Raw genomic sequence first — 23830 nt, 5'->3', positions numbered from 1 at the left:
ACCATTAATACAATACCTCAAAAATGACAAAAGTTACAATTGCTTTCTTTTTTTTAGCCTCATCATTCGCGGTCTTTGGGCAATCTATTGATGAGCCTTTTTCAATAGAAAAGATGGAAAAAGACTTAGAGGTATTTAAAGAAATAAGGCAAAAAGCTAATTCAGGGCTCTACAAATACCGTACAAAGCAACAAATTGATAGCTTATATGAATGGGCAGGCAATGAAATTCAAAATATTACCACCTATATCGGTTTTTACAACTTAATCTCTACCCTTACTGATTTTGAAGGAAGCCTGCATAACAATACTTCTTTGCCCCAGAAGTACCTGAAAAGTATACTGTCGGAAGAGGGTGGCTACTTTCCCTACCCCCTAAAGTGGATAGAAGGAAGATGGCTTGTTAATTACAAAGACGGGGACCTGCCTTTGGGAGCAGAAATTACAGCAATAAACGATGTGCCAATCTCGGAAGTAATAGTAAATCTACACAAATACTATACCACCGACGGCGTAAATACAACAGGAAAACGAATAGGGATAAGTAGTGCTTTTAGCAGGTACTACAGGTACCATTATGGTTTAAAAGATACTTTCGAAATTTCGTTCATAGCACCCAACTCGGATATCGAAGAAACATTAAGAACAACGAGTGTCAGGTATTCAGACTATCGTGTTAAGTTCAGAAAAAGACACTCCCGTCCGTTTGACAAACTTCAATTCAAAACGATCCAGGAAAAGGAAAGGTATGCCTACAAACAAATAGATGAGCATACAGGACTTCTTACCCTCAATACATTTGGTATGGGCAATGAAGAATCAGAAGAACACCTGGAATACAAAGCATGGCTGGACAGCATTTTTATCGCTATTAAAAAAAGCGAATTAGAAAATTTGATTGTAGATGTGAGGAACAATGGCGGTGGCGACGACCCTAATGATGTAGTAACGTATTCGTACCTAACCAATAGAACGTTTCAAGAAAGCAAGCAGGCTTGGATTAGCTTTAACAAGGTTCCATTGCTCAAGTATTATGATTCCCCGTTTCCTAGAATACTCCGACCGCTAGGTGTTGGCAAATTCAATCGTGATTTTCAAAAAAGATTTCCAAGGGAAGAGGATGGGAGGTTCTATATAAGCAAAGCGTCTAATGAAATGAAAATACGACAACCCAACGACAATGCTTTTAAAGGGAATATTTATCTTTTGATAAGCCCAAGGGTTGCCTCGGCAGGGAGCCTTTTTGCTGCGTTGGTAGCAGGAAATGATAATACCACTTCAATTGGTGAAGAAACAATGGGCGGATATTATGGTCATAATGGACATACTCCTTTTGGTTACGTTTTACCAAGATCAAAGATTGTTACCGAGTTTTCCATTGACAACATAGCGCAGGATGTACCTGTAAAGGCAAACCAATTCTATAATAGAGGAGTTATCCCTGACTATGAGGTTTTACAAACTTTTGAAGATTTTTTAGACAACAAAGACACGCAAATGGAATTTGTTTTAAACCTGATAAAAGAGAAATGAAAAAAATCGTGATTACTTTTTTAGTCTTAATTTCTTTTGGGAATTTTGGATTTTCCAAGGTAGAGGGGATTAGTGATACGCTGGAGACAACGACTGTTTTGTATAAGGTGACACATCCTGATAGCCAATATGAATCTTATCTGTTTGGCACCCACCACGCTTTCGGGAAACCTTTTTTTGATTCATTACAGTTTGCAAAAGAGGCTCTTTTGTCATCGAAAATCCTGATTAAGGAGAACCTTAATATTCCGGGACATTTAGCAGAAGATATTATCAATAAAAGAACATCTACTACAAAGTGGAACAAGTATTTAGACAAAGAAAACTATTCCTATATCCAAGCTCTTTTTTCACCGAGTAATTTGGAGTTCGATAAAATGACGCCGGCTGAATTATATGCTTTTTTAAGTAGGCACTACAAAGAAAAAGTTTGTATCAAAAAGGACTCAAAGGCTAATTATTTCTCTCTTGATGATTATATCGGGATGGTAGCTGAGCAAAATCAGATAGAGGTAGTTGGACTTGAAACGACTGAGGAGCAGATTTTATTAATCAACAACGACTTGAAAGGGATGCCTCGGAAGGTACATAAAAGGAGGCTCGGAAGTATGATAAACAGAATCCAATCGGAGTCTAATGACCATTGTGCTGAAATTGAATGGTACCGGAAAATGGACTTTGATTTCCGGCTGAATGAACCTTGCCAGAATACTTTGGTGTTATCAGATCGAAATGAGAAGTGGATGATTCAAATACAAGATCATTTTACTTCAAAAAGCTGTTTTGTAGCCGTCGGACTAAGTCATTTAATGTTTGAGTGTGGATTAATAAGCAAATTAAGAGCATTGGGGTATGAAATAGCTCCAATTGACGTAAAATGAAACGACTGACAACTATCAAAATTATATTCAATAATACCTCCACGATATTGCCAGGTGTAATATTCTTACTCCTAATAATTGTGTGAGCGGGAAAGGAGAAATAACTCGAGAAGGAAGTCTGACTGCCGCACCAAATTCAACCTTAGAAGTTGGGAAAATCTCGGCGTTGAACCAATATAAAGACGGTGAGAAAGATGGATTGTGGAGGACGTATTAGCAGAGGGGGCAATTGGAGACAGAAGGCCATTGTAGCGTTGGACTAAAATAAATCAGCTTTCAGCCCCATTTTGAGCTGCTAAAAAGGTATTTGCCTTATGCTAAAGCGACGAATGTATTTTTTCTTTTCACAGCTTCCGTTACCTAAAGCTTTGATTGCGAGGATAAACTATTACATGGTTATGGCCTTTGAAAAGAAAATTTGTAAAAAAGTACTGTACAACTTGCCTCCTAATAAAATATGTCCTAGATTTGCCTCGCCTTTTAAAGAAAGGTACTCTTATAGGTTGGTGCGGTAGCTCAGTTGGTAGAGCAATGGACTGAAAATCCATGTGTCGGCGGTTCGATTCCGCCCCACACCACTTCTTTCAGCAATTATGAACGTAACTTTTGTACATCATCATCATTCAGGCTTTGCTTTTGCGGCGAATGGTGATCTGATGGGTGCATAATTACTGAATTAACACACAATGAAAAGGTCTTCCGTTAGTCGCGGAAGGCCTTTTTTTATTTCCCTAAGTCAAAGTTTTGACGGAAATAAGTCATCTGGCCTCCAACACAAACGGGGAAATTCTGTTCCAAACCATAAAATACCCCCAAAATGGCCAATCGACTCAAAGTAGCTGTTCAAAAATCCGGGCGATTACTCGATGATTCGCTCAAATTACTCAAAGAATGTGGCATCAGTATTGATAATGGCCGCAATCAGCTGAAAGCTTCAGCGCGTAACTTTCCAATCGATGTGTTGTATCTCCGTAATGGCGATATTCCTCAGTATGTGCAAGATGGTGTAGCGGATATCGGAATCATTGGGCAAAACACGGTGCTCGAAAAAGAAAAAAATATTAAAGAGGCGCTACAGTTGGGGTTCTCTAAATGCCGTCTATCTATTGCCACTCCTCGACAGACAGACTATTCCGGGCCTCAGTGGCTAGCAGGCAAGCGCATTGCTACCTCTTACCCCAATTCACTCCGCCAGTATCTTAAAAGCAATAATGTTACTGCCGAAATTCACGAAATATCCGGTTCGGTGGAGATCGCTCCGAATATTGGTCTGGCCGATGCCATTTGTGATTTGGTGAGTACCGGTAGCACGCTCTTTAAGAATAACCTGGTAGAGCAGGAAGTGATGTTCAAGTCGCAGGCTTGTATCGTACAAAACGAAGATTTAGATCCCGAACTACAGCAGATTCTGGATAAATTGGTGTTCCGTATCCAGTCGGTGCTTACGGCCCGCAAAAACAAATACCTTCTGATGAATGCCCGTGATGAAGCGGTGCAAGATATCATTAACGTACTTCCCGGCATGAAGAGCCCTACCGTTATGCCGCTTGCGCAAAGTGGCTGGAGCTCGATCCATACCGTTATTTCAGAAGACCGCTTTTGGGATATTATTGATTCCCTCAAGGACAAAGGTGCTGAGGGGATTTTGATTGTCCCGATTCAGAAGATGATTCTTTAGTGACGAGGCTCGCTTTAGCGTATACCCTAGCGTAGCATTTTCGCAGTCAAGCCTCATCGTATTAGGTACTTGGTGCAAGGTATAGGGATTTGAAAACCCGAGACGTTGAGACTTACCAAGTACCCGTTATTTTTTACTTTGCACAGTGAGATTTGATATTGTTCAGCTCACTGAAGAACAGCATGAAAATAGGATTGCATTTTATTTTCTGCGCAATAATAAGGATGCACTTTTATAATCAAATCTCACTATACTTATGCAACTCTATCTTCATAGTGATCCCGAAAAGTGGCCAGAAATCCTGGCGCGCCCAGCGCTGGATTTGGCCCAGCTCGAAGCGCCAGTCAATGCGATCCTCCAGGAAGTAGCTACACGGGGTGACGATGCCTTGCTGGATTTTACGGCCAAGTTTGATGGCGTTCGCCTGGCGGAGTTGGCGGTAAGTAAAGAAGAAATAGCACTGGCCGCAGAACAATTGCCTGTAGAATTGCGCACTGCGATTCAAACGGCAAAAAGCAATATCTCACAGTTTCACGCGGCCCAGCAGGAAACTCCTTTGGTGATAGAAACCATGCCGGGCGTTCGTTGCTGGCGCAAGAGTGTAGGCATCGAACGGGTGGGCTTGTACATTCCTGGCGGTACGGCGCCTTTGTTTTCAACCGTTCTTATGCTAGCGGTACCGGCGCAGTTGGCAGGGTGCAAAGAGATTGTTTTGTGTACGCCACCACAAAAGGATGGCACGGTACATCCCGCTATTCTTTACGCAGCCCAATTAGCTGGTGTTGAACGTATCTTTCGGGTAGGCGGTGCCCAAGCCATCGCGGCCATGGCCCACGGCACGGAAAGTATTCCGGCGACCTATAAGATATTCGGCCCTGGAAATGCCTACGTGACCGTTGCCAAGCAATTGGTAAGCAGATTGGGAGTAGCCATTGATATGCCTGCCGGTCCCTCTGAAGTGATGGTCGTCGCCGACGAGACCGCCGATCCCGATTTTGTGGCGGCAGATCTACTGAGTCAGGCCGAACATGGTGCCGATAGCCAAGTGGTACTGGTCACCTATTCAGCGCAGATGGCCAGGCGCGTCATAAAGGCGACAGAGGAACAACTTGCGAACTTGCCTCGCCGAGAATTTGCTGCAGCGAGCTTGAAAAACAGTTCTGCACTGGTGGTTTCTACACCAGAAGAAGCTATAACGTTGATCAATGTGTATGCACCGGAGCACCTGATCTTATCGGTAGATAATCCAGAGGAATTGGCAGCTGGCGTCATCAATGCTGGTTCTGTATTTATGGGGCACTATACGCCGGAGTCGGTTGGCGATTATGCCAGTGGTACCAATCATACCTTGCCCACCAATGGTTTTGCCCGGGCATACAGCGGAGTATCTTTGGATGCTTTTGTAAGGAAAATTACTTACCAGCAATTGACCAAAGAGGGTTTGCAAAACATTGGCCCTACGGTAGAAACAATGGCAACGGCAGAATCCCTTGTAGCTCACCAACGCGCAGTGAGCATTCGTTTAGCAAAGTTAAATTCTTGATCCCATGTCTCGAAAATTTGATCTTAAACAGTGGGTGCGCCCGAATATCGCCGCGCTGAAACCCTACTCTTCGGCGCGTGATGAATTTAAGGGCACTGCCGATATTTATCTGGATGCCAATGAGAATCCCTACGAAACGGGCCTCAATCGCTACCCTGACCCCGGTGCAGCAGCAGTAAAGGCGAAGCTGGAAGCGCTAAAAGGTATCCCCGTCAACCAGATTATGCTGGGTAATGGCAGCGACGAGGTTATCGACCTGTTGTTTCGCATTTTTTGTGAACCTGGGCAAGACGAAGTCATCATTCTGCCACCGACCTATGGCATGTACCAAGTAAGCGCAGATATTAACAATGTAGGTGTGGTAACCGTACCGCTTAAGAAACGTTTCGTGCCGGATGTGCCCGCTATTTTGGCTGCAGCCAACGAAAAAACGAAAATTCTTTGGCTCTGTACGCCCAACAATCCCAGCGGCAACGATTTTCCCGCCAGTGATATCGAACAACTACTGAAGGAGTTTCCAGGTGTTGTCGTTATCGATGAAGCTTACGTCGATTTTGCCGGGCGAGATACATATATCGGTTGGTTGGAACGCTATCGTAACTTAGTGGTTATGCAGACCTTTTCCAAAGCTTGGGGGCTAGCGGGAATTCGACTGGGAATGGCTTTTGCTTCACCGGGAATAATAGCCTTACTCAATGCCGTGAAGCCTCCCTATAACGTGAATAGACTTACGCAACAGGCTGCCCTCGACGCTTTGGAAAAGCAGGAAGAACAGGCACAGCAGGTTGTCGTTTTACTGGGCCAGCGCACCTTGTTGCAACAATACCTCAGCGGCTTGGAATTTGTAGAACGTATCTACCCTTCCAGTGCAAATTTCATCTTGGCCAAAGTGAACGACCCACAAGGTATTTACAATTACCTGATGAGCAAAGGAATCATCGTTCGCGATCGTTCACGGCAGTACCTCTGCGAGGGATGCTTGCGTTTTACGGTGGGAACGCCAGAAGAAAATGAGAGGTTGTTTCGAGCCTTGTTGGCTTATTCACAGTAGACAGTCTTTCTATGTTGAGAAGAATGTCTAAAATATAGTAATCTTTATTAAAAGGATGGAACACGGATTTGACGGACGAAACAGGATTTACACAGATTTTAGATCCGCGAAAATCCGCCTGATCCGTTAAATCCGTGGCCCATCCTCCTTTAAGAGACTAAATAATAGGATGCGTTTTTGATTACCCTATGTTTGAAAACAAAGTAACCATGCAAAAAATACTCTTTCTTGATCGTGATGGTACCCTCAATTTGGAGCCAGAAGATTACCAAGTAGATGCTTTATCAAAAGTCGTCTTTTATCCAGAGGTATTTCAATACCTGGGGCGCATTGCTAGGGAGTTGGATTACGAACTCGTAATGGTTACTAACCAAGATGGTTTGGGGACGGACAGCTTTCCGGAAGATACCTTTTGGCCTGCTCAGAATATGATCGTTGATACCCTTGCGGGAGAAGGCATTACTTTTTCTGAAATCATCATTGATCGCACTTTTGCCAAAGACAATAAGCCTACCCGGAAGCCTGGCACGGCATTGCTCACAAAGTATCTGGAAGGTGATTATGACTTGGAGAATAGCTTCGTTGCAGGAGATCGCCTGACTGATATGCAGCTTGCGAAAAACTTGGGCGCTAAAGGCATCTGGATGAACAATGCGCCGGAGCTAGGTGCGGATGAGTTACAGCGCGAGCAACTAGAGCAACTCGAAAGCACTATTGCACTCACCTCCACCAGCTGGGCTGACATCTACGCTTTGCTGAAACTTGGTGGCCGTGAAGCTCGTGTACATCGCCAAACGAAGGAAACGGATATTTTGATAGAACTCCGTTTGGATGGTACCGGCCAGGGTAAAATGGATACAGGCCTCGGGTTTTTCGATCACATGTTGGATCAATTGTCTCGTCACTCAGGTTGCGATCTTAATGTGACAGTAAAGGGAGACCTGCACATCGATGAGCACCATACCATCGAAGATACCGCCCTCGCGCTTGGGGAAGCTTTCGCACAAGCATTAGGCAACAAAATAGGCATAGAGCGTTACGGTTTTCACCTTCCGATGGATGATGTGCTGGCCCAGGTTGCCATAGATTTTGGTGGCCGCCCCTGGATCGTTTGGGACGCCGAATACAAGCGTGAGAAAATTGGTGATATGCCGACGGAAATGTTTTTCCACTTTTTTAAATCCTTCTCGGATGCTGCCCGTTGTAATTTGAACATAAAGGTAGAAGGGGACAACGAGCATCACAAAATCGAAGCGACATTTAAAGCTTTGGCGAAAGCCATAAAAATGGCCAAACGTCGCGATGCGCGTGATGCCCAATTGCCGAGCACCAAAGGAATACTGTAAGATGAAAATTGCAATCATTGACTACAACGCCGGAAATGTACGCTCGGTACTTTATGCCATGGAGCGCATTGGCCATGAGGCACAGCTGACCTCCGACCATGAGGTAATCCGCGCTGCCGACAAGGTGATTTTTCCAGGGGTTGGCGCAGCAGGAACAACAATGGCCTTTCTTCGGGAAAAAGGCTTGGATAAACTAATACCTAGTCTAACACAACCCGTACTGGGTGTGTGTCTTGGGATGCAGTTGCTTTGTGATTATTCAGAAGAAGACGGTCATACCCCTTGTTTAGGAATCATTCCTCAGGCGGTGAAGCGTTTTCTGCCACAGCAGGGAGAGAAAGTACCTCACATGGGGTGGAATACACTACGTTTGCACGAAAATAGTTGGCTGAGCGCTGAATTAGAAGGTCAGCATGCCTATTTCGTACATAGTTATTACGTAGAGTTAGGCCCTTACACGGTAGCCGAAACCGACCATATTCATCCTTTTAGTGCCGTGCTACAAAAGGATAATTTTTACGCCACCCAGTTTCACCCCGAGAAGTCGGGGAGTGTGGGCGAGCGTATTTTACTTGATTTTTTAGAAAAAACAGCACAAGAATAAGTCTATGTATATTATTCCTGCAATCGACATTATTGATGGCAAATGTGTTCGCCTCACTCAGGGTGACTATAACCAGAAAAAAGTCTATAACGAAGACCCATTGGAGGTCGCAAAAGCCTTTGCTGATGCCGGGGTGACCCGCCTTCACTTGGTGGACCTCGACGGTGCTCGAGCCAAGCAGATCGTTAACTATAAGGTGTTGGAACGGATTGCTAGCAAAACCAACCTGCACATTGATTTTGGTGGTGGCCTCAAGAAAGACGATGACCTACGTATTGCTTTTGAATGTGGTGCTCAACAGGTTACCGGAGGAACGGTAGCAGTAAAAGACCCTGACCTGTTTCTATCGTGGTTGGAGCGCTTTGGGCCTGAACGTATCATTTTGGGCGCTGATGTTAAAAACGGAAAAATTGCTGTCAGTGGGTGGCAAGAAGAAAGCCAGGAAGAGTTACTTCCTTTTCTTGAGCGTTACCTGGCGGCGGGGGTGCGTTATGCCATTTGTACCGATGTTTCCAAGGATGGCCTTTTAGCCGGTTCTGCCAAGGATCTTTATAAGCAAATCACGACAGAATTTCCAGATTTGCAACTAATTGCCAGCGGCGGTGTGACGGAAATAGACGAAGTAGAGGAATTGCGAGAGATGGGGTGCTTTGGCGCCATTATCGGAAAAGCGATTTACGAGGGGCGGATTTCTTTGGAAGATTTAATGAGATAACCAATGCTAGCAAAACGAATTATCCCCTGCCTGGACATCAAAGACGGGCGTACGGTGAAAGGAGTCAATTTTGTCCAGTTGCGTGATGCTGGTGATCCGGTAGAGCTGGGCGCCCGCTACAGCGAAGAAGGAGCGGATGAACTGGTGTTTTTGGATATTACTGCGACCCACGAAAAACGCAAGACATTAGCGGCGCTAGCGCGTAAGATTGCCCGGCACCTCAAGATACCTTTTACCGTGGGTGGAGGTATTCGGTCGGTTGATGATGTAGGCGTGTTGCTGGATGCCGGCGCTGATAAAGTCTCTATTAATTCTGCTGCCGTGCGCCGGCCCGAACTCATCAGTGAGTTGGCGAGAGACTTTGGTAGCCAGTTTGTCGTACTAGCTGTAGATGCAAAGCAGGTAGGCGACGAATGGTATGTACACCTCAATGGTGGCCGGATAGCAACGGAGATGAAACTCTTTGATTGGGTAAAAGAAGCGGAGAATCGTGGTGCTGGAGAAATTATGTTTACCAGCATGGACCATGATGGTACTAAAGCGGGGTTTGCTAATGAAGCTACAGCAAGAATTGCCGAACTGGTACAGATTCCAGTAATTGCTTCGGGAGGAGCAGGGAGTATGGAACACTTTGCAGAAGTGTTTACTAGCGGCCAGGCCGATGCCGGACTAGCCGCCAGTATTTTTCACTTCGGGGAAATACCTATTCCGCAGTTAAAAAGTTACCTGCAAGGAAAACGTATTCCGGTAAGGGTTTAGAAAGACGCAAGCCCACCAATGATACCGATGAGGAACATCAAGGCATAAAATCCAAGCATAATCGCCATGAGGATGCCGTAAAATTTAAACATTGATTTGTGATTCTCAAAAGCATCACGGAGAAATACTTGGTTGTCGTCACGAAGAGCTACTTGCATTTTCGTAGCGAAATTGTACAAGTAGTAAATCGGAATAAGGCTAATGCCAAGTGCAATAACATATACCAAAATCATAATTCCTCCCATGCCAGCCATACCGCCGGCAATCATTGCACCACCGCCAAAGAGCATCATGAGAACGCCTAAGCCAATAAAAACAAAGCCAATAATGGCAATGAATTTACCCCAACGGGCAGATTCGGCAAGAAAACTGCGAATAGCGTCTGTAATAATTAATTCTGAGCCCGGGTTGCCGGTGTCGTCAAGAATGTTGTCAATATCCATCGTTAAAGTTTAGGTGAAAAAGTGGTTTTTCGTTTGTGTCAGAGAAGGTTTGATTTGTCCCGTAGGGATGCCTATGGCCTATTCTCATTGACACTCTTCATTGTTTAATCTTTCTAAAGGTAACAAGTAATGCGTAATTTTTTGATTTCAGACATAGATTTTCAAAAAGGTGAAGGGTTGATACCTGTCGTTGTTCAAGATGCTAATACACAAGTAGTCTTGATGTTAGGGTATATGGATCAAGTTGCCGTTGAGAAAACACTTGCTGAAAAACGAGTGACCTTTTTTAGTCGCAGCAAAAATCGCTTGTGGACAAAAGGCGAAACTTCCGGTAATTTTCTTGAACTGGTTGATCTACAACTCGACTGTGACCAGGATACGCTGCTGGCACTTGTTGTGCCTAAAGGGCCTACTTGCCATAAAGGAACCGGCACCTGCTTTGGTACAGAAAACAAAGGCTCATTTGTTCCTTACTTGGAAAAAGTGATTCAAGATCGTAGGGATAACCCCAATGACGAATCCTATACCAGTTCTCTTTTTAAGAAAGGAATCAATAAGGTTGCCCAAAAAGTAGGGGAAGAAGCCGTAGAACTTGTTATTGAAGCCAAAGACGACGACAAGAATCTTTTCCTCAACGAAGCAGCAGATCTGATGTATCATTATTTGGTGTTGTTGGCCGCAAAAGGATATAACTGGGAGGAAGTAATGGCTATTTTGCGAGAGCGGCATAAGTAGAGGAGTGTGTGTCCTATTTGATAATCCCCCAATAAGCTCTAAATTAGCGACATACAAAACGAAGTTGATGGGTAAGGAAAAAAATGAAATAGCAGTGCCAGGGCAGGTAGAGGCGCACTATCTCTCGCCCTTTGGCTGTTTTCGCTTGGTAGGAAGCCCTAAGGGGCTACGGTCTGTGAGTTTGGTGAGTACCAAACCCTGCCCTGCCGGACCAATTCCTCGTGAATTGAAAGAAGCAGTAAAGCAACTGGATCAATATTTTAAGCAGCAGCGAGAGGTGTTTGATTTGCCCCTTGATTTTTCCGGATATACCGATTTTCATCAAGCCGTTTGGCAACAATTGGTAAAGATCCCCTACGGTCGTACCACCTCTTATTTGTCGATAGCCGAAAGAATGGGCGACCCCAAGGCTATTCGGGCCGTAGGCCAAGCCAACCGCAACAACCCCATCGCCATCATCGTGCCTTGTCATCGGGTGATTGCCAAAAACGGCCAATTACAGGGCTATTTTTATGGCCTCGACTTCAAGCGGAGACTTTTGGAGTTAGAAAATCCCCTTAGCTTTGCCCGACAAGGGAGCCTCTTTTAATGTGAGGTTTACCTTTCGATCAGGAGAGGTAATATTAACTTGGTATCAAGTAAGTAAATGAATCGAGAATTTGCCGGGAACGCCGTATTGATTGTTGTGCTGAACTTGGTAGTAAAATCCTTCTACCTCTTTGGCATTGACCGTACGGTTCAGAATCTTCTGCCGGAAGGGGAATACGGTTTGTATTTTACCTTGTTCAACTTCGCGTTTATCTTTCAGATCATCTCTGATTTTGGGCTTCAAAATTTTAATGCCCGCAACCTCTCGCAATCACGGCATTTATTGCAAAAATATTTCCCGCACCTTTTAACGATCAAACTGTTGCTAGGTGCCGCTTTCACCGTCATTACTGTTCTTCTAGGGTACTGGTGGGGTTTTCGATCAACAGGCGTGTGGGTTTTATTGCTCATCATCTGTGTCAATCAATTTTTACAAACGTTGGTCCTTTTTCTGCGTTCAAACCTGGCAGGTTTGGGGCTTTACCGTTTGGATAGTTGGGCCTCTGTGTTAGACAAAAGCCTGTTGGTCATCATTGCCGGGGTATTGCTTTGGGGGCCTGGATTGCGCACTCATTTTACGATCATTTGGTTTGTGTTGGCTCAAACAGGGGCTTACGTGATCACAATCTTTCTGCTGCTTTGGTACTTGCGTCCTCGGCTGGGGCAGCTGCGACTCCGTTGGCGGGGGGCACAGGTGCAAAGCTTGCTACGGCAGAGCGCCCCGTATGCCTTGGTGGTATTTTTGATGACCGCTTATACCCGCCTGGATGCGGTTATGATTGAGAAACTGTTACCCAACGGAGCTGTTGAGGCAGATCGTTATGCATCAGCATTCCGGCTTTTAGATGCCAGTAATATTGCAGGTTATCTCTTGGCAGGCTTACTCTTGCCCATGTTTGCCCGTCAGTTAAAAACAGCAACGAGTATTGTGCCGCTTACGCGATTGGCCATTAGTACGATGTGGACAGGTGCGATCAGTTTATCTATTAGTGTTATTTGGTTTGCCGTTCCGATTATGACCCGCTTGTATACGAATGGTGATGGTTATTCAGGAGCTATTTTACAATGGCTTATGCTTACGTTTATTCCCATGAGTGGAGGCTACGTTTATGGCACCTTACTGACGGCCAATGCCAGTTTGCGCCTAATGAATTGGGTGTTTGTCGCTGGGATATTCATAAACATCACACTCAACCTGTTGCTTATCCCCCGTTATGGGGCGCTGGGCGCTGCGCAAGCTACCTTTATTACCCAGTCGCTGACCTTTTTGGCCCAGTTGGCTTTAGCCAAACACCTTTTGCAGTTACCCTTCGCGCCGGCCTTGTTACTGAGGTTGATACTGCTGTCTGGTTTGCTGGTAGCGCTGGGGTATTACCTAAACACTCACTTGCTATCTGTACCTTTGTTCGTTAAATTCAGTACCTGTATATGTGCGGGCATACTAGGAGCGTTCGCCTTAAAGCTTCTTGATTTAAAAAGTTGGTGGTCGTGGTTGCGGCCTCAGTAAGCCTGAAAGATGAGCTTCAATGCACCAAAGCCCAAGGCTTTTTCTACTTTTGCAAAAAAATCGCAAGTCTTTGCCTATGACTGCTCAAAAAGACAAGGTTTCTAATAACCTGCCGACAACGCCGAAAACCGATTTGGTGGACGTTATCCGCACGCTTTTTCGTTGGAAAAAAGTGATTGTAACTGCCTGCCTGCTTGCCGGTATTGGTAGTGCAGCTATCGTATTGCTGTTGCCGGTCTATTACCAGGCGAATACGGTTTTCTTTGCTACTAGCCCAGACCAAGCTACGCCAGAGTTGTTGTTTGGTGATGGAGCACTCGCACCCGAATTGTATGGCAATGAAAGCGATATCGACCGCATGCTGACCATCAGTGAGTCGAACGAACTGATCGACTACTTGGTAGATACATTTCGCTTGTATGAGCATTACGATATCGACGAGGACAGCCCCAAAGGACAGTTCTACGTAAGACGCCATTTTCTGGGGCTTTATGATATCACAAAAACCAAGCGCGACGCGATCCAGTTGAGTATAGAGGATCAGGATCCTGAATTGGCTGCGACGATTGCCCGCACGGCTCGCGATAAAATCAATCAATTGGGGCAATCGCTCATTAAGTCGACCCAGCAACGCGCGATCGCTACATTTGTAAACAATGTTTCCAGCAAAGAAGAACAACTGGCGGTGCTCAGCGATACCTTACAAGCACTACGCAAGCGTTACGGTATTTACAATACAGAGGCACAGTCAGAAAGCCTTACCGCATTAGCATCCACAACGGAGAATAAACTCAATAGCACGCGCGCCAAACTCATTGCGTTTCAGGAGCGGGGCGGCCGATTCCGTGATTCTATTGGTGTTTACGAAATAAAAGCAGCAGGTTTAGAAGAGGAGTTTTCCAAGTTAAACCTCAAGCTTGATCGCTTTAATGACGGTTTGTCCCAAGTATTACTTTATACCCGCCAGTACCAGGAAGCGAATACCAGCCTCAGTGAAGACAAAGAAAAACTGAAGCAGTACCAAGCGACCTATAGCTCAGATATTCCCGCCATGATCGTGGTAGAAGATGCTGCGCGGCCACAAGTCAAGTCTCGGCCTTTTCGCACGCTGATCGTCCTTGGAGCGGTGTTTGTTACTTTCCTTTTCACCTTGATCGGTATCCTCCTTTTCGAAGCATATAGCGATGTCGATTGGAAAGCAGTTTACCAAGGAGAATAAGAAACAGCACAAGAAAATCGTGTTTTATTTTCTGCGCAATAAAAAGTAATGTATACCAAATTTAGACAACAAATTGCCAATTTACCCACCGGCCATGGCATAGTGCTGGGCTTTGTGGTATTGGTGCTGTTGTCTGTATTTGTAGCTGCGGCTAGTGGTTATTACGTGCTGGCGGGCATTCCCGCAATATTGCTGGTGATTTACCTGGCTATTGTCGATTTCAAGCCGCTTTATTGGCTGCTCATTGCTTGCATTCCCATCTCTACCGAAATTCAGCTCCCCAATGGCTTGGGCACCGACCTGCCAACAGAACCGCTGATTGTAGGCCTCATGTTGCTTTTTGGCCTGTTTATGCTCCGCAACCTCAAGCAGCTTTCTACCGATTTGCTCAGGCATCCGCTTACCTTATTGCTACTGCTGCATTTGGCTTGGCTAGCCACCACCACAATAACTTCCGACTTGTTTATTGTGTCATTAAAGTTCCTGTTGGCCAAGTTGTGGTACGTAGTAACCTTTTTCTTGCTCAGTGCCTATCTCCTCAGGAATGATGCAGATTTTCGAAAATTCTTCTGGATTTTCTTCTGGCCATTCATCATGATGGTTTCCATCATTGTTGTTCGTCACGCGCTCCTGGGTTTCTCTTTTCAGGGCATCCACAGTATCATGCACCCTTTTCAGCGCAATCATGTCAACTACGCTGCGGCCCTTACCCTTTTCTTTCCTTTTATGGTCTTAATGCTACTGCGTTATCGCCAGTGGAGCTGGCAGTGGGTTGTGCTTGCAGGGTCAAGCTTGCTGGTATTGGCGGCTATTTACCTTTCGTTTACGCGTGCCGCTTATATTGCACTAGTAATTGCAGGAGGGACCTATTTTATTGTCCGCTGGCGCCTGATGAAGTATGCACTCATTGGCGCGGGTATCGCTGCCCTGGTGGGTATAGTATATATCGTTCAGGACAATACCTACCTCGATTTCGCCCCCAATTACGATCGCACAATATCCCACGAACGCTTTGACAATCTGATCGAGGCCACCTACAAGATGGAAGACATTTCCACTATGGAGCGGGTCTATCGTTGGGTAGCAGCGGGTCACATGGCCCCAGAACGCCCTCTTTTGGGCTGGGGCCCTGGCAACTTTATCAATTTCTACAAACCTTTCGCGGTCACCAGTTTCCAGACCTACGTCAGCGACAACCCCGAGCAATCAGGTATCCATAGCTATTTTTTTATGACCCTGGTAGAACAGGGTTTACCCGGCCTCCTGATCTTTCTCGCATTATTGGTCGTTTTCTTTCTTCGTGCCGAAAACCTCTACCACGCATTAGCCGCATATCCTGAGCGGCAAAGTATCGCCCTGACGGCTTTATTGTCGATGACTATCATCACAGCCTTCCTCTTGATCAATGATTTGATAGAAACCGACAAAGTAGGCTCGTTCTTTTTTATCAATCTGGCTTTACTGATTAACCAGGATTTGTTCCTGCAAAGGCAAAAGTAGATGCGACTTCGTTCGGCGTAGATTAGATTACATCCCTGTTCGACATTAAGATTGCATCTACGTCGCTGTATCCTAATGGTTGTTTAGTTTTTTGAAGATATACCCGTTACTAAGTGGAAATGTCCCAAACCACTTAGTAACGGGTATAATACAATTAATCATGCACTGTCTTTTCTTGCGGGGCCTCCCTTCGGGCGCTACGTTGCGTAGCTCGCTATCCGCTCGGCCCTCAAAGGGCCTGCCCCTGCCGGGGCAGCTACTGCACATCGCTAGGCCAGTTGGGTGCCTAAAATTGCTAGTGCCTTCGGAACTAAATGTTCGCACTAGACGTAACTTGGGGCTTTATAGTGGTCCAAATTCCCCCCAAGCCCCCTCCATTTTATACGGCAAAAAACGAGCAAACAACTCCTCCTTGTACCAGCCCAGTTCGCGGGTTTTCTGGATGACTTCTTTGTGAAAGGTATTTTGGTAGGCATAGTCCATCATCGCCTGTGAGCTTTCCCAAATGCTGAATGTTGCCTGCATAAATAGCGGCCACTCGCCCACGCCGATACTTAACCGCTGACCGGGACGCCCCTTGACGTGGGCACTCACACTCGGCACATAACGCCAAAAGCCGATCAAATGTCGTGTTTTGATCGTCGCTCGGGTGATGACGGCCACCGGCGCTTTGATGTCATAGTCAGTAGTGATGGTAAAAGGTTGCTGACCGCCCCACTCGCCATGTACTACGGCGGGTTTTAGATAAAAAGTACAGCGCTCCGTAGATTTCTTCAAGGCGCGTTGCCACCAGGGATGTTGGGTGAAGAAAGCCTGCGCAGCGCTTTCGTTTTCCCAAACGGCGAGTACCGCATAAACGCCAAAGTTTGGCCGGATACTGAAGCCATTACCAGCTCCACTACCTAGTAGCTTGAGTAGCTTGAGGCCAGGAATGTTTTTCAGGTACCAACCACCAATACCCATCTGTGAAAAAGCCCACCAGCGCGAGGCTATGCTTTCATAGCGCAGCAAACTCATTGTAACAACTTCGGAAGAAACGGACATAAGCAACCAGATAAATGATTCAAAAGCCTCAACAAGCACAAAAGAAAATGGTTGCTGTATCTTTTTTACAGTTCGCCCGTTATTAGTACAAAGTCATCCCTATACACAGGAAGTACAGTAAGAGATCATGCCCATCTTCAGTAATGAACGGGTTGATCCTGCTGTGCTGTCGAATTTTACGCTTATCTTTGAATTCGGTGTGATACCGATTTAAGACTAAGTATTTGGGCTGTAATACGCCTCCTAACAACTTCTGAAGCGGATAATGAAATATTTTTTGTTACTGGTTTTGACCCTCTGCATGAGTACGATTGCCTGGAGTCAGAACAATGAGATTGATGAAATAAAAGAAGCGCTCGGGGAAGCAGAAAATGCCCACGAACGGATGATCCTGCGCTACGAATTGGCGGAGGCTTACCTGCGGGTCGATGCGGAAGAGGCCGAAGATATTGGCAAGCAAGCCTACAACGCTGCCAATGATCAAAACAACAATGGCATGGCGGCACGGGCAGCGTTCTTGGTAGCCAAAGCTTTTGAGCGCCAGCGTGATGATCGCAATACCGAAGTATGGCTACGTACTACCCTTAATCATGCCAAGCGTGCTGGTGATTCGGACTTGATCATGAGTTCGGTAGAAAAGCGATCTAGCCTTGCAGTGAAAGACCGTAATTATCGCCGGGCCTACGAAATCAATCAGGAAGCGTTTACTTATTTTAGTCAGAATGGTAATAGCATTAGTGATCTCGAAGCCAAGTTTGAAACCCTTCGTCGTCAAATCGACAGAGATAAAAGGAGTCTTGCCCAAGAGAAAGACCAGTTGGAGTTTCAGGTCCGCAACCTACGCCTGGAAACGGACCAGCTGAGTTCTGATAAGTCGGTGCTGGAAGAACGTACCAGCCAGCTTAGTGAAGCAAACAAGGCGAAAACAGAAGAGATTCAGAACAAAGAAGAAGAACTTGCTAGTGTCTCGGAGCAGAAAGAAAAGGCAGAACGGGAAGCAAAACAGCGAACCCGAGAGGTAAATGCACTGAGTGAAGAAGTCGCAAAGGAACAACTGATCGCCGAAAAAGCAGAAAACGCTAAAATTAGCGCAGAGTTAAAAGCTAAAAATCAGGAAATATACCTGTTCGCAGCAGCCGGCATCGCGGGCATTTTATTACTCTTGGCTCTTTTGCTCTACAGCCGCTTTGCCGCAAAACGGCGTACCGCAAAATCGTTGGAAGAAAAAAATCAGCAGATCGAGGAAGAACGTGAGCGTTCTGATGAGCTTCTGCTCAATATCCTTCCGGCTTCTATTGCAGAGGAATTAAAAACGAAAGGCAAAGCCCAGGCACGGCAATACAAAGAAGCAACAGTCTTCTTTTCTGATTTTATCAACTTTACCGGTATAGCCGAAAAGCTCAGTCCGGAAGAGCTTGTGCAAGAATTAGATAAGTGCTTCAAAGGTTTTGACTTCATTATTAGTCAGTACGAAGATATCGAGAAGATCAAAACCATCGGTGATGCGTATATGTGCGCCAGTGGCTTAAATGACCGTAAAGCGATGCCTAATAGTATGGTGAAAGCCGCACTGGAGATGCAGGAGTTTCTCGATGAGCAGAAGCAGGAACGTATCCGTATGGGCAAGCCTTATTTCGAAGCACGTATCGGTATTCACACCGGTCCTGTAGTAGCCGGAGTCGTTGGTGTGAAAAAGTTTGCCTACGATATTTGGGGCGATACCGTAAACACTGCTGCTCGAGTAGAAGCCAACAGCGAAGCCGGGAAAGTGAATATTTCAGAAACCACCTACGGGCTGATCAAATACAATTTTGAGTGTACTCACCGAGGCAAGGTACAGGCCAAAAACAAAGGCTTGCTGGATATGTACTACGTTGAGCGTGAGTTGGTGGCTGCGGCTGTTTAGCTTATTTCCCCTTAAACTGCGCTTCTCGCCGTTCCAAGAAAGAATTTAGGCCTTCCGCTGCATCCTCTGTTTGCATGAGTTTGCGGGCTACGGGGAGCAGGTTTGCCATAGCTTTTTTCTCACCGTCGATAATGGATTCTCGCACACTCGCAATGGTAGCCTGTACCGCTAGTGGTGCTTGGCTGGCAATCGTTTCCGCAATGGAGAGCGCACGATCAAAAGGATCTTCTGTCGTCATTTCCTGAATCATACCAATTCGCAGGGCTTCTCTTGCCGAAAATAGATCACCAGTGAGGAGGTATCGCATGGCATTACCATAACCACAGCGTTGTACCATCCGTACGGTGGCTCCACCAAAAGGAATGAAGCCGCGTTTGATCTCTATTTGTCCAAAACGGGTATTCTCGGCGGCAACGGCAATATCTGCGGCCAGCAAAGTTTCGATGCCAATCGTGAGGCAGTAGCCTTTGACGGCAAATACCAGTGGTTTGGTGCGCAAGCGCCCTCCGGTTTGAGCAGGGTCGACAAGGTGTTCACCAAATAAATCACCTCCTTTCATAACAGCTGGCCCTACGTCCCCCAGATCAAGGCCAGAGGTGAAGTGTTCACCTTCGGAGTAAACAAGCCCGCACCAAATTTCGGGATCGTCTTCCATTTGGGTGTATGCTTCGGCCAACTCTCGCAGCATTTGCCGGTTAAAGGCATTCATCTTCTCGGGGCGATTGAGTTTGATGAGTAACAGATGGTCGCGAATTTCAGTTACAATTAAAGACATAGTTGTTTTTTTAGACCCGAAAGATATTTGCATCCGGTAAATAATGTTCCACAAGATAGGCACCCATGTTAAACCAGCGCTCGGCTTGGTCGATCACCCAACCATCGGCACTTACAACGATATGTGGGCTCACGGCGAGTACTTTGTCTGGATCAAAGCAGAGCTCTACTTCCCAGGGGAAACTATTTTGAGCACTAATTTCTTCAAGAAAAGCGCGCAAGCGGCCACTGTTTGAAATGGGCTGATCCAGAAACCATTTCACGTGCGCAACCTCTAATGTTTGGAAGACGTCTCCAATCAGTTTTATGGCTTCTCCGGTTTGTTTGATGTGCTTATAACTACCATGTACACTTGAAATGTCACGTAAACAGCCATCAAGGGAATGAAAGATATAGGCTCCGGAAAAGACATTCTCTAGCAGAATGAGTAAGTTAAAACCATCAACAGCAACAGTTGCTCCCTTCATGGCTGGCAGGCTGCAAGCTTTAGTTTGCCGTTGCTCTACATCTGATGGGGCTACGCTCATTCTCCGTAAAGCTTGCCGCTGCCGTTTATTTAAGCGGTAACGATTACCCACGATCTCAAGACTAGAGGTTGTGCCATAACCACGCTCAAGTAAAAAAGAATGATCATCAAGAGCGTCTTTGAAAATTGGTGGCCATTTTGCACCAAAGAGCTTGTCATCATTGGGGTGTTTACCGCGTTGGCGCTGGGTGGGGTTCATTGATTTGATTGTTCTTACTATTTCAGCCCCAATACGTCTTGCATATTATAAAGCCCAGCGGCTTGCTTCAATGCCCAGCGAGCAGCTACGATTGCACCTTGGGCAAAAATTCGTCGGTCGCTGGCTTGGTGCTTTAACTCCAGGCGTTCGCCAGGGCCAGCAAAAATAACGGTATGCTCTCCAACGACTTCTCCGCCACGTAGGGAATGGACGCCGATTTCTTCGTCGGGGCGTTCGCCGGTGATGCCGGAGCGGCCATTTTTTACTTTATCTGACGACCACTCTCGGCCGCGGAGGATGGCTTCCACCAAGTTCTCGGCGGTGCCACTAGGGGCATCTTTTTTCATACGATGATGCATTTCCACCACTTCGGGATGAAAATCATTGGTGAGGGTAGCGGCTACTTTTTCCGTAAGATAAAACAGCAAATTCACGCCCACAGCGTAGTTGCCCGCCCAAACTACAGGAATCTGGGTTTGGTATTCCAAAATGGCAGTTTTTTCTTCTACGGTGTGCCCGGTAGTACCGATAATGATTGGTTTGCCTGCTTTGGCTGCAGCTTCGGCAATCGCTAAAGTAGCTTCATGAGTACTGAAGTCAAGGACGACATCACAAGTGTCGATGGTTTCTAATTGTGGCTGTTTACGGGTAGCTGCTGTATGGATAACCGCTTTTTCATTGGGTGCAATTGCTGAGATTGCTTTTCCCATACGACCCTGTGCTCCGTTTAAAAATACTTTCATGATCAAAAATCTTGCAGAAGTAAATCCAGTTTACCTTGATTTTCTAAAGTAGGGTACGTCAATGGTAATCGAACTTGTGCCGTTTCAATCTTACCTGCTTTTTGTAACGCGTATTTGATGCAAACAGGGTTGGGTTCTAGCGAAAGCATTTGGGCAAACAATGGAAAAAACCTTTTGTGGTAGGTTTGTGCTGTTGCGAAATCATTGGCTAAAGCCGCTTCGACCATTTTTACCATACCAGTAGGCATAAGGTTAGAGGTGACGCTGACAACCCCTTTGGCACCAACAGACATGAAAGGCAAAGTGAGGGCATCATCACCGGAGAGAACTGCAACGCTATCCCCCAGTTCCTGAACCAGCTCCGATACTTTGTCACATGAGCCACCAGCTTCTTTGATACAGCTTACATGATCAAAGCGAGCTCTTAATCGGGCCACAGTAGGGGTGTCAATAGCAATTCCACTCCGGCCTGGAATGGAATACAGCATAATCGGCTTGTCTGTGCTATCGGCGATCCGCGAAAAGTGTTGAAAAAGGCCTTCTTGGCTAGGTTTGTTGTAATAAGGCCCAACTTGCAGAAAACCATCAACACCCAACTCATGGGCACTTGTTGTCGTATTGAGTGCCGAGCGGGTATCATTGGAGCCCGTACCCGCAATTATTTGAATGCGCCCCGCAACTTCATCAACAGCGACTTCGACTACTTTGAGGTGCTCATGAATATTGAGGGTAGGCGATTCTCCGGTTGTACCCACAACGACAATTCCTTTTACCCCTGCAGCGATTTGTTCTCGGATCAGTTTCCGAAACCCTTCGTAATCGACCTCTTCGTCTTTGTCAAAAGGAGTAACAATAGCAGTATAAACGCCTTCCCAGAAATGTTGATCCATGATAATTCAGTAACTAAAGATTGTTAATATCGCCCGCAAGGTAAGGGGAATAGCCAGGGGAAGCAATGGCAGTTGTCTAATACCTGGTTTAGAATGTTTCGTTATCTACATCTTTTAAAAACTGGATTACACCGGGGAAGTAATGCTCCGGATCATCGTATTGAGCGAGATGACTACCGTTGGGGCAGTGCAGATAGCGACCGTTTTTCACCTCTCCGGCCATCCATTCCATGTGTTTAGGGTCCATTGTATCATGAGCTGCTCCGATGACTAAGGTCGGAATAGTGATTTCCTTGAGTCGATTCTTGACATCCCAATCAGCGAGTAAACCCCGGATGCCAAATTCGCTAGGTCCTTGCATCGGCACATATACAGCGGGGTTGATATGGGCAAAAAGACGATTGACAGGGTCTGGCCATTCTGCAACAGGGAAACGAATGACGTGTTCCGTATAGTGGTGATTGATCAGAATGTCCATATAGCGAGGGTTACCAAAGTCCTCCGCATTTTCAAAAGCTTTTATTTCTTCAAAAAGCGCAGGGTCCATTGCAGGCCCTAGTACTTCCATGGCGTAGGCACCATATTCCGGACAGCTGGCCATCATGTTAGAGATAATTAGCCCCTTCATGTTTTGCTGGTACTTCAGCGCGTATTCCATTCCAAGAATACCTCCCCAAGACTGCCCCATAAGGTAGAAGTTGTCGGGGCCTAAGCCTAGGGCTTTTCGTACTTGTTCCACCTCTTCTACGAAGCGTTCCGTGCGCCAGAGCGTACTGTCTTCGGGTTGATCACTATAATAAGAGCCTAGTTGGTCGTAATAGTAATATTCGATGGCTTCACCAGGGAAATAGCTGTCGCAAGCTAACCATTCTTCGTGAGTACCGCCAGGCCCGCCGTGAAGAAGCAGTACTTTGATGGTCGGATTGTTGCCCGTGCGCTTGGTCCAGACATTGAAGGTGCCACTGGGCGTAGTGATCGGGATCAGTTTGATGCCACCACTAATGACGTCGTCGCGCCCGCTATTGTCAAAATATTCTGTCAGAGAAGTTGTTTCGGTCACTTCTGTGTTTGCCGGAGTGGGTTCACAGGCAAAAGTTAAAACCAATAACCCGAGGATGAATAAGGGTAGGGATGCTTTTTTCATAAATCTAGCTTTTTTTTCTGGTGTAAACTTCAAAGACGAAATCATGTTCATCCCGCTCACCAGCTTGATGGGGTTCACTACTGATTAACTCCCATTCAGCTGCGGGCAAATCGGGGAAAACGACTTCTCCTTTGGGCTCAGCGGATACGCGGGTCAGATACACTTTGTCGACATAGTGCATACTTTGCTGATAAATTTCGCCACCGCCAATGATGAAAACTTCTGTTTCATCATTATCGTAGGCAATGGTAAGTGCTTCTTCTATGGAATGTGCTACCAGGATGCCCGTAGCCGTAAACATGAGGTCACGAGTGAGGACAACGTTGGTACGCTTTGGGAGTGGGCGACCCATGCTAGCAAAGGTTTTCCTACCCATAATGACATGATGGTCGAGGGTCGTCCGTTTAAAGTACTTAAGGTCGGAAGATATCCGCCAGGGAATATCATTTCCATCACCAATTACGTTGTTTTGAGCAGCTGCTACTATAGCTGATACAATCATA

23 protein-coding genes and 1 tRNA gene are annotated in these 23830 nt (G+C 46.0%); 16 read left to right on the top strand and 8 right to left on the bottom strand.

Annotation, left to right across the window (positions count from 1 at the left end):
* Window positions 1-23: 23 nt before the first annotated feature.
* The 10 genes from ACRBG0_RS14295 (at window position 24) to hisF (ending at window position 10109) form a co-directional block, all read left to right on the top strand.
* Complete coding sequence (locus ACRBG0_RS14295) at window positions 24-1532, top strand: S41 family peptidase (protein WP_431487546.1); 1509 nt, start codon at window positions 24-26, stop codon at window positions 1530-1532.
* Window positions 1529-2413: a TraB/GumN family protein gene (locus ACRBG0_RS14290; RefSeq protein WP_431487545.1), complete on the top strand. Its 885-nt coding sequence runs from the start codon at window positions 1529-1531 to the stop codon at window positions 2411-2413. Before ACRBG0_RS14295 ends, ACRBG0_RS14290 begins: the two co-directional genes overlap by 4 nt.
* A 505-nt stretch (window positions 2414-2918) precedes the next feature.
* Window positions 2919-2991 (top strand) — tRNA-Phe (locus ACRBG0_RS14285).
* A 239-nt stretch (window positions 2992-3230) separates the two neighbouring features.
* Window positions 3231-4091, top strand: a complete 861-nt coding sequence (gene hisG / locus ACRBG0_RS14280; RefSeq protein ID WP_431487544.1) for an ATP phosphoribosyltransferase — start codon at window positions 3231-3233, stop codon at window positions 4089-4091.
* Window positions 4092-4347: 256 nt separating this feature from the next.
* Complete coding sequence (hisD, locus tag ACRBG0_RS14275; RefSeq protein ID WP_431487543.1) at window positions 4348-5634, top strand: histidinol dehydrogenase; 1287 nt, start codon at window positions 4348-4350, stop codon at window positions 5632-5634.
* A gap of 4 nt (window positions 5635-5638) precedes the next feature.
* Window positions 5639-6685: a histidinol-phosphate transaminase gene (hisC, locus tag ACRBG0_RS14270; protein ID WP_431487542.1), complete on the top strand. Its 1047-nt coding sequence runs from the start codon at window positions 5639-5641 to the stop codon at window positions 6683-6685.
* Window positions 6686-6894: 209 nt separating this feature from the next.
* Entirely contained in the window at window positions 6895-8031 is a 1137-nt protein-coding gene (gene hisB, locus ACRBG0_RS14265) for a bifunctional histidinol-phosphatase/imidazoleglycerol-phosphate dehydratase HisB (protein ID WP_431487541.1), read from the top strand.
* A gap of 1 nt (window position 8032) precedes the next feature.
* On the top strand, window positions 8033-8635 hold the full coding sequence (hisH, locus tag ACRBG0_RS14260) for an imidazole glycerol phosphate synthase subunit HisH (RefSeq protein WP_431487540.1): 603 nt from the start codon (window positions 8033-8035) through the stop codon (window positions 8633-8635).
* Between the two features lie 4 nt (window positions 8636-8639).
* Window positions 8640-9350 (top strand): 1-(5-phosphoribosyl)-5-[(5-phosphoribosylamino)methylideneamino]imidazole-4-carboxamide isomerase, encoded by a 711-nt coding sequence (gene hisA, locus ACRBG0_RS14255; RefSeq protein ID WP_431487539.1) that lies wholly within the window; start codon window positions 8640-8642, stop codon window positions 9348-9350.
* Window positions 9351-9353: 3 nt separating this feature from the next.
* On the top strand, window positions 9354-10109 hold the full coding sequence (gene hisF / locus ACRBG0_RS14250; protein ID WP_431487538.1) for an imidazole glycerol phosphate synthase subunit HisF: 756 nt from the start codon (window positions 9354-9356) through the stop codon (window positions 10107-10109).
* On the opposite strand, the gene ACRBG0_RS14245 is transcribed toward hisF, so the two are convergent.
* Window positions 10106-10552 carry a hypothetical protein gene (locus ACRBG0_RS14245; RefSeq protein ID WP_431487537.1) on the bottom strand — a complete coding sequence of 149 codons (447 nt, stop codon included), beginning with the start codon at window positions 10550-10552 and terminating at the stop codon, window positions 10106-10108. The two genes, hisF and ACRBG0_RS14245, sit on opposite strands and share 4 nt — an antisense overlap.
* A 129-nt stretch (window positions 10553-10681) precedes the next feature.
* Between ACRBG0_RS14245 and hisIE the strand changes: the two genes are divergently transcribed.
* The 5 genes from hisIE to ACRBG0_RS14220 all read left to right on the top strand — a co-directional run bounded on the left by hisIE (window position 10682) and on the right by ACRBG0_RS14220 (window position 16101).
* Window positions 10682-11287, top strand: a complete 606-nt coding sequence (gene hisIE, locus ACRBG0_RS14240) for a bifunctional phosphoribosyl-AMP cyclohydrolase/phosphoribosyl-ATP diphosphatase HisIE (protein ID WP_431487536.1) — start codon at window positions 10682-10684, stop codon at window positions 11285-11287.
* Between the two features lie 67 nt (window positions 11288-11354).
* Window positions 11355-11876 (top strand): methylated-DNA--[protein]-cysteine S-methyltransferase, encoded by a 522-nt coding sequence (locus ACRBG0_RS14235; RefSeq protein WP_431487535.1) that lies wholly within the window; start codon window positions 11355-11357, stop codon window positions 11874-11876.
* A 57-nt stretch (window positions 11877-11933) separates the two neighbouring features.
* Window positions 11934-13382, top strand: coding sequence for a polysaccharide biosynthesis C-terminal domain-containing protein (locus ACRBG0_RS14230; RefSeq protein WP_431487534.1), 1449 nt, complete (start codon window positions 11934-11936; stop codon window positions 13380-13382).
* Window positions 13383-13458: 76 nt separating this feature from the next.
* The gene (locus ACRBG0_RS14225; protein ID WP_431487533.1) at window positions 13459-14601 is read left to right on the top strand and encodes a Wzz/FepE/Etk N-terminal domain-containing protein; all 1143 of its coding nucleotides are present in this window, start codon (window positions 13459-13461) and stop codon (window positions 14599-14601) included.
* A 48-nt stretch (window positions 14602-14649) separates the two neighbouring features.
* Complete coding sequence (locus tag ACRBG0_RS14220; protein ID WP_431487532.1) at window positions 14650-16101, top strand: O-antigen ligase family protein; 1452 nt, start codon at window positions 14650-14652, stop codon at window positions 16099-16101.
* Window positions 16102-16443: 342 nt separating this feature from the next.
* Here the strand turns inward: ACRBG0_RS14220 and ACRBG0_RS14215 are convergent, their stop codons facing one another.
* On the bottom strand, window positions 16444-17145 hold the full coding sequence (locus ACRBG0_RS14215) for a hypothetical protein (RefSeq protein ID WP_431487531.1): 702 nt from the start codon (window positions 17143-17145) through the stop codon (window positions 16444-16446).
* A 265-nt stretch (window positions 17146-17410) separates the two neighbouring features.
* On the opposite strand from ACRBG0_RS14215, the gene ACRBG0_RS14210 reads away from it, so the two are divergent.
* Entirely contained in the window at window positions 17411-19051 is a 1641-nt protein-coding gene (locus ACRBG0_RS14210; protein ID WP_431487530.1) for an adenylate/guanylate cyclase domain-containing protein, read from the top strand.
* Window position 19052: 1 nt separating this feature from the next.
* Here ACRBG0_RS14210 and ACRBG0_RS14205 read toward each other — a convergent pair whose 3' ends face one another.
* The 6 genes from ACRBG0_RS14205 to ACRBG0_RS14180 form a co-directional block, all read right to left on the bottom strand.
* Complete coding sequence (locus ACRBG0_RS14205) at window positions 19053-19826, bottom strand: crotonase/enoyl-CoA hydratase family protein (RefSeq protein WP_431487529.1); 774 nt, start codon at window positions 19824-19826, stop codon at window positions 19053-19055.
* Between the two features lie 10 nt (window positions 19827-19836).
* The gene (locus ACRBG0_RS14200; protein ID WP_431487528.1) at window positions 19837-20550 is read right to left on the bottom strand and encodes a DUF434 domain-containing protein; all 714 of its coding nucleotides are present in this window, start codon (window positions 20548-20550) and stop codon (window positions 19837-19839) included.
* A gap of 17 nt (window positions 20551-20567) precedes the next feature.
* Window positions 20568-21293 (bottom strand): 4-hydroxy-tetrahydrodipicolinate reductase, encoded by a 726-nt coding sequence (gene dapB, locus ACRBG0_RS14195; protein ID WP_431487527.1) that lies wholly within the window; start codon window positions 21291-21293, stop codon window positions 20568-20570.
* Between the two features lie 2 nt (window positions 21294-21295).
* Window positions 21296-22183 (bottom strand): 4-hydroxy-tetrahydrodipicolinate synthase, encoded by an 888-nt coding sequence (gene dapA, locus ACRBG0_RS14190; RefSeq protein WP_431487526.1) that lies wholly within the window; start codon window positions 22181-22183, stop codon window positions 21296-21298.
* A gap of 88 nt (window positions 22184-22271) precedes the next feature.
* Window positions 22272-23327 (bottom strand): proline iminopeptidase-family hydrolase, encoded by a 1056-nt coding sequence (locus tag ACRBG0_RS14185; RefSeq protein ID WP_431487525.1) that lies wholly within the window; start codon window positions 23325-23327, stop codon window positions 22272-22274.
* A gap of 4 nt (window positions 23328-23331) precedes the next feature.
* A complete protein-coding gene (locus ACRBG0_RS14180; RefSeq protein WP_431487524.1) occupies window positions 23332-23829 on the bottom strand; it encodes a dihydrofolate reductase in 498 nt (165 codons plus the stop codon).
* Window position 23830 lies beyond the last annotated feature (1 nt).

Origin of the sequence: Lewinella sp., assembly GCF_050633125.1 — a bacterium.
Taxonomy (GTDB): Bacteria; Bacteroidota; Bacteroidia; order Chitinophagales; family Saprospiraceae; genus Lewinella.
Note: the sequence above shows the minus strand (reverse complement) of the source record. Positions and strands in the feature narration are given on the sequence as shown.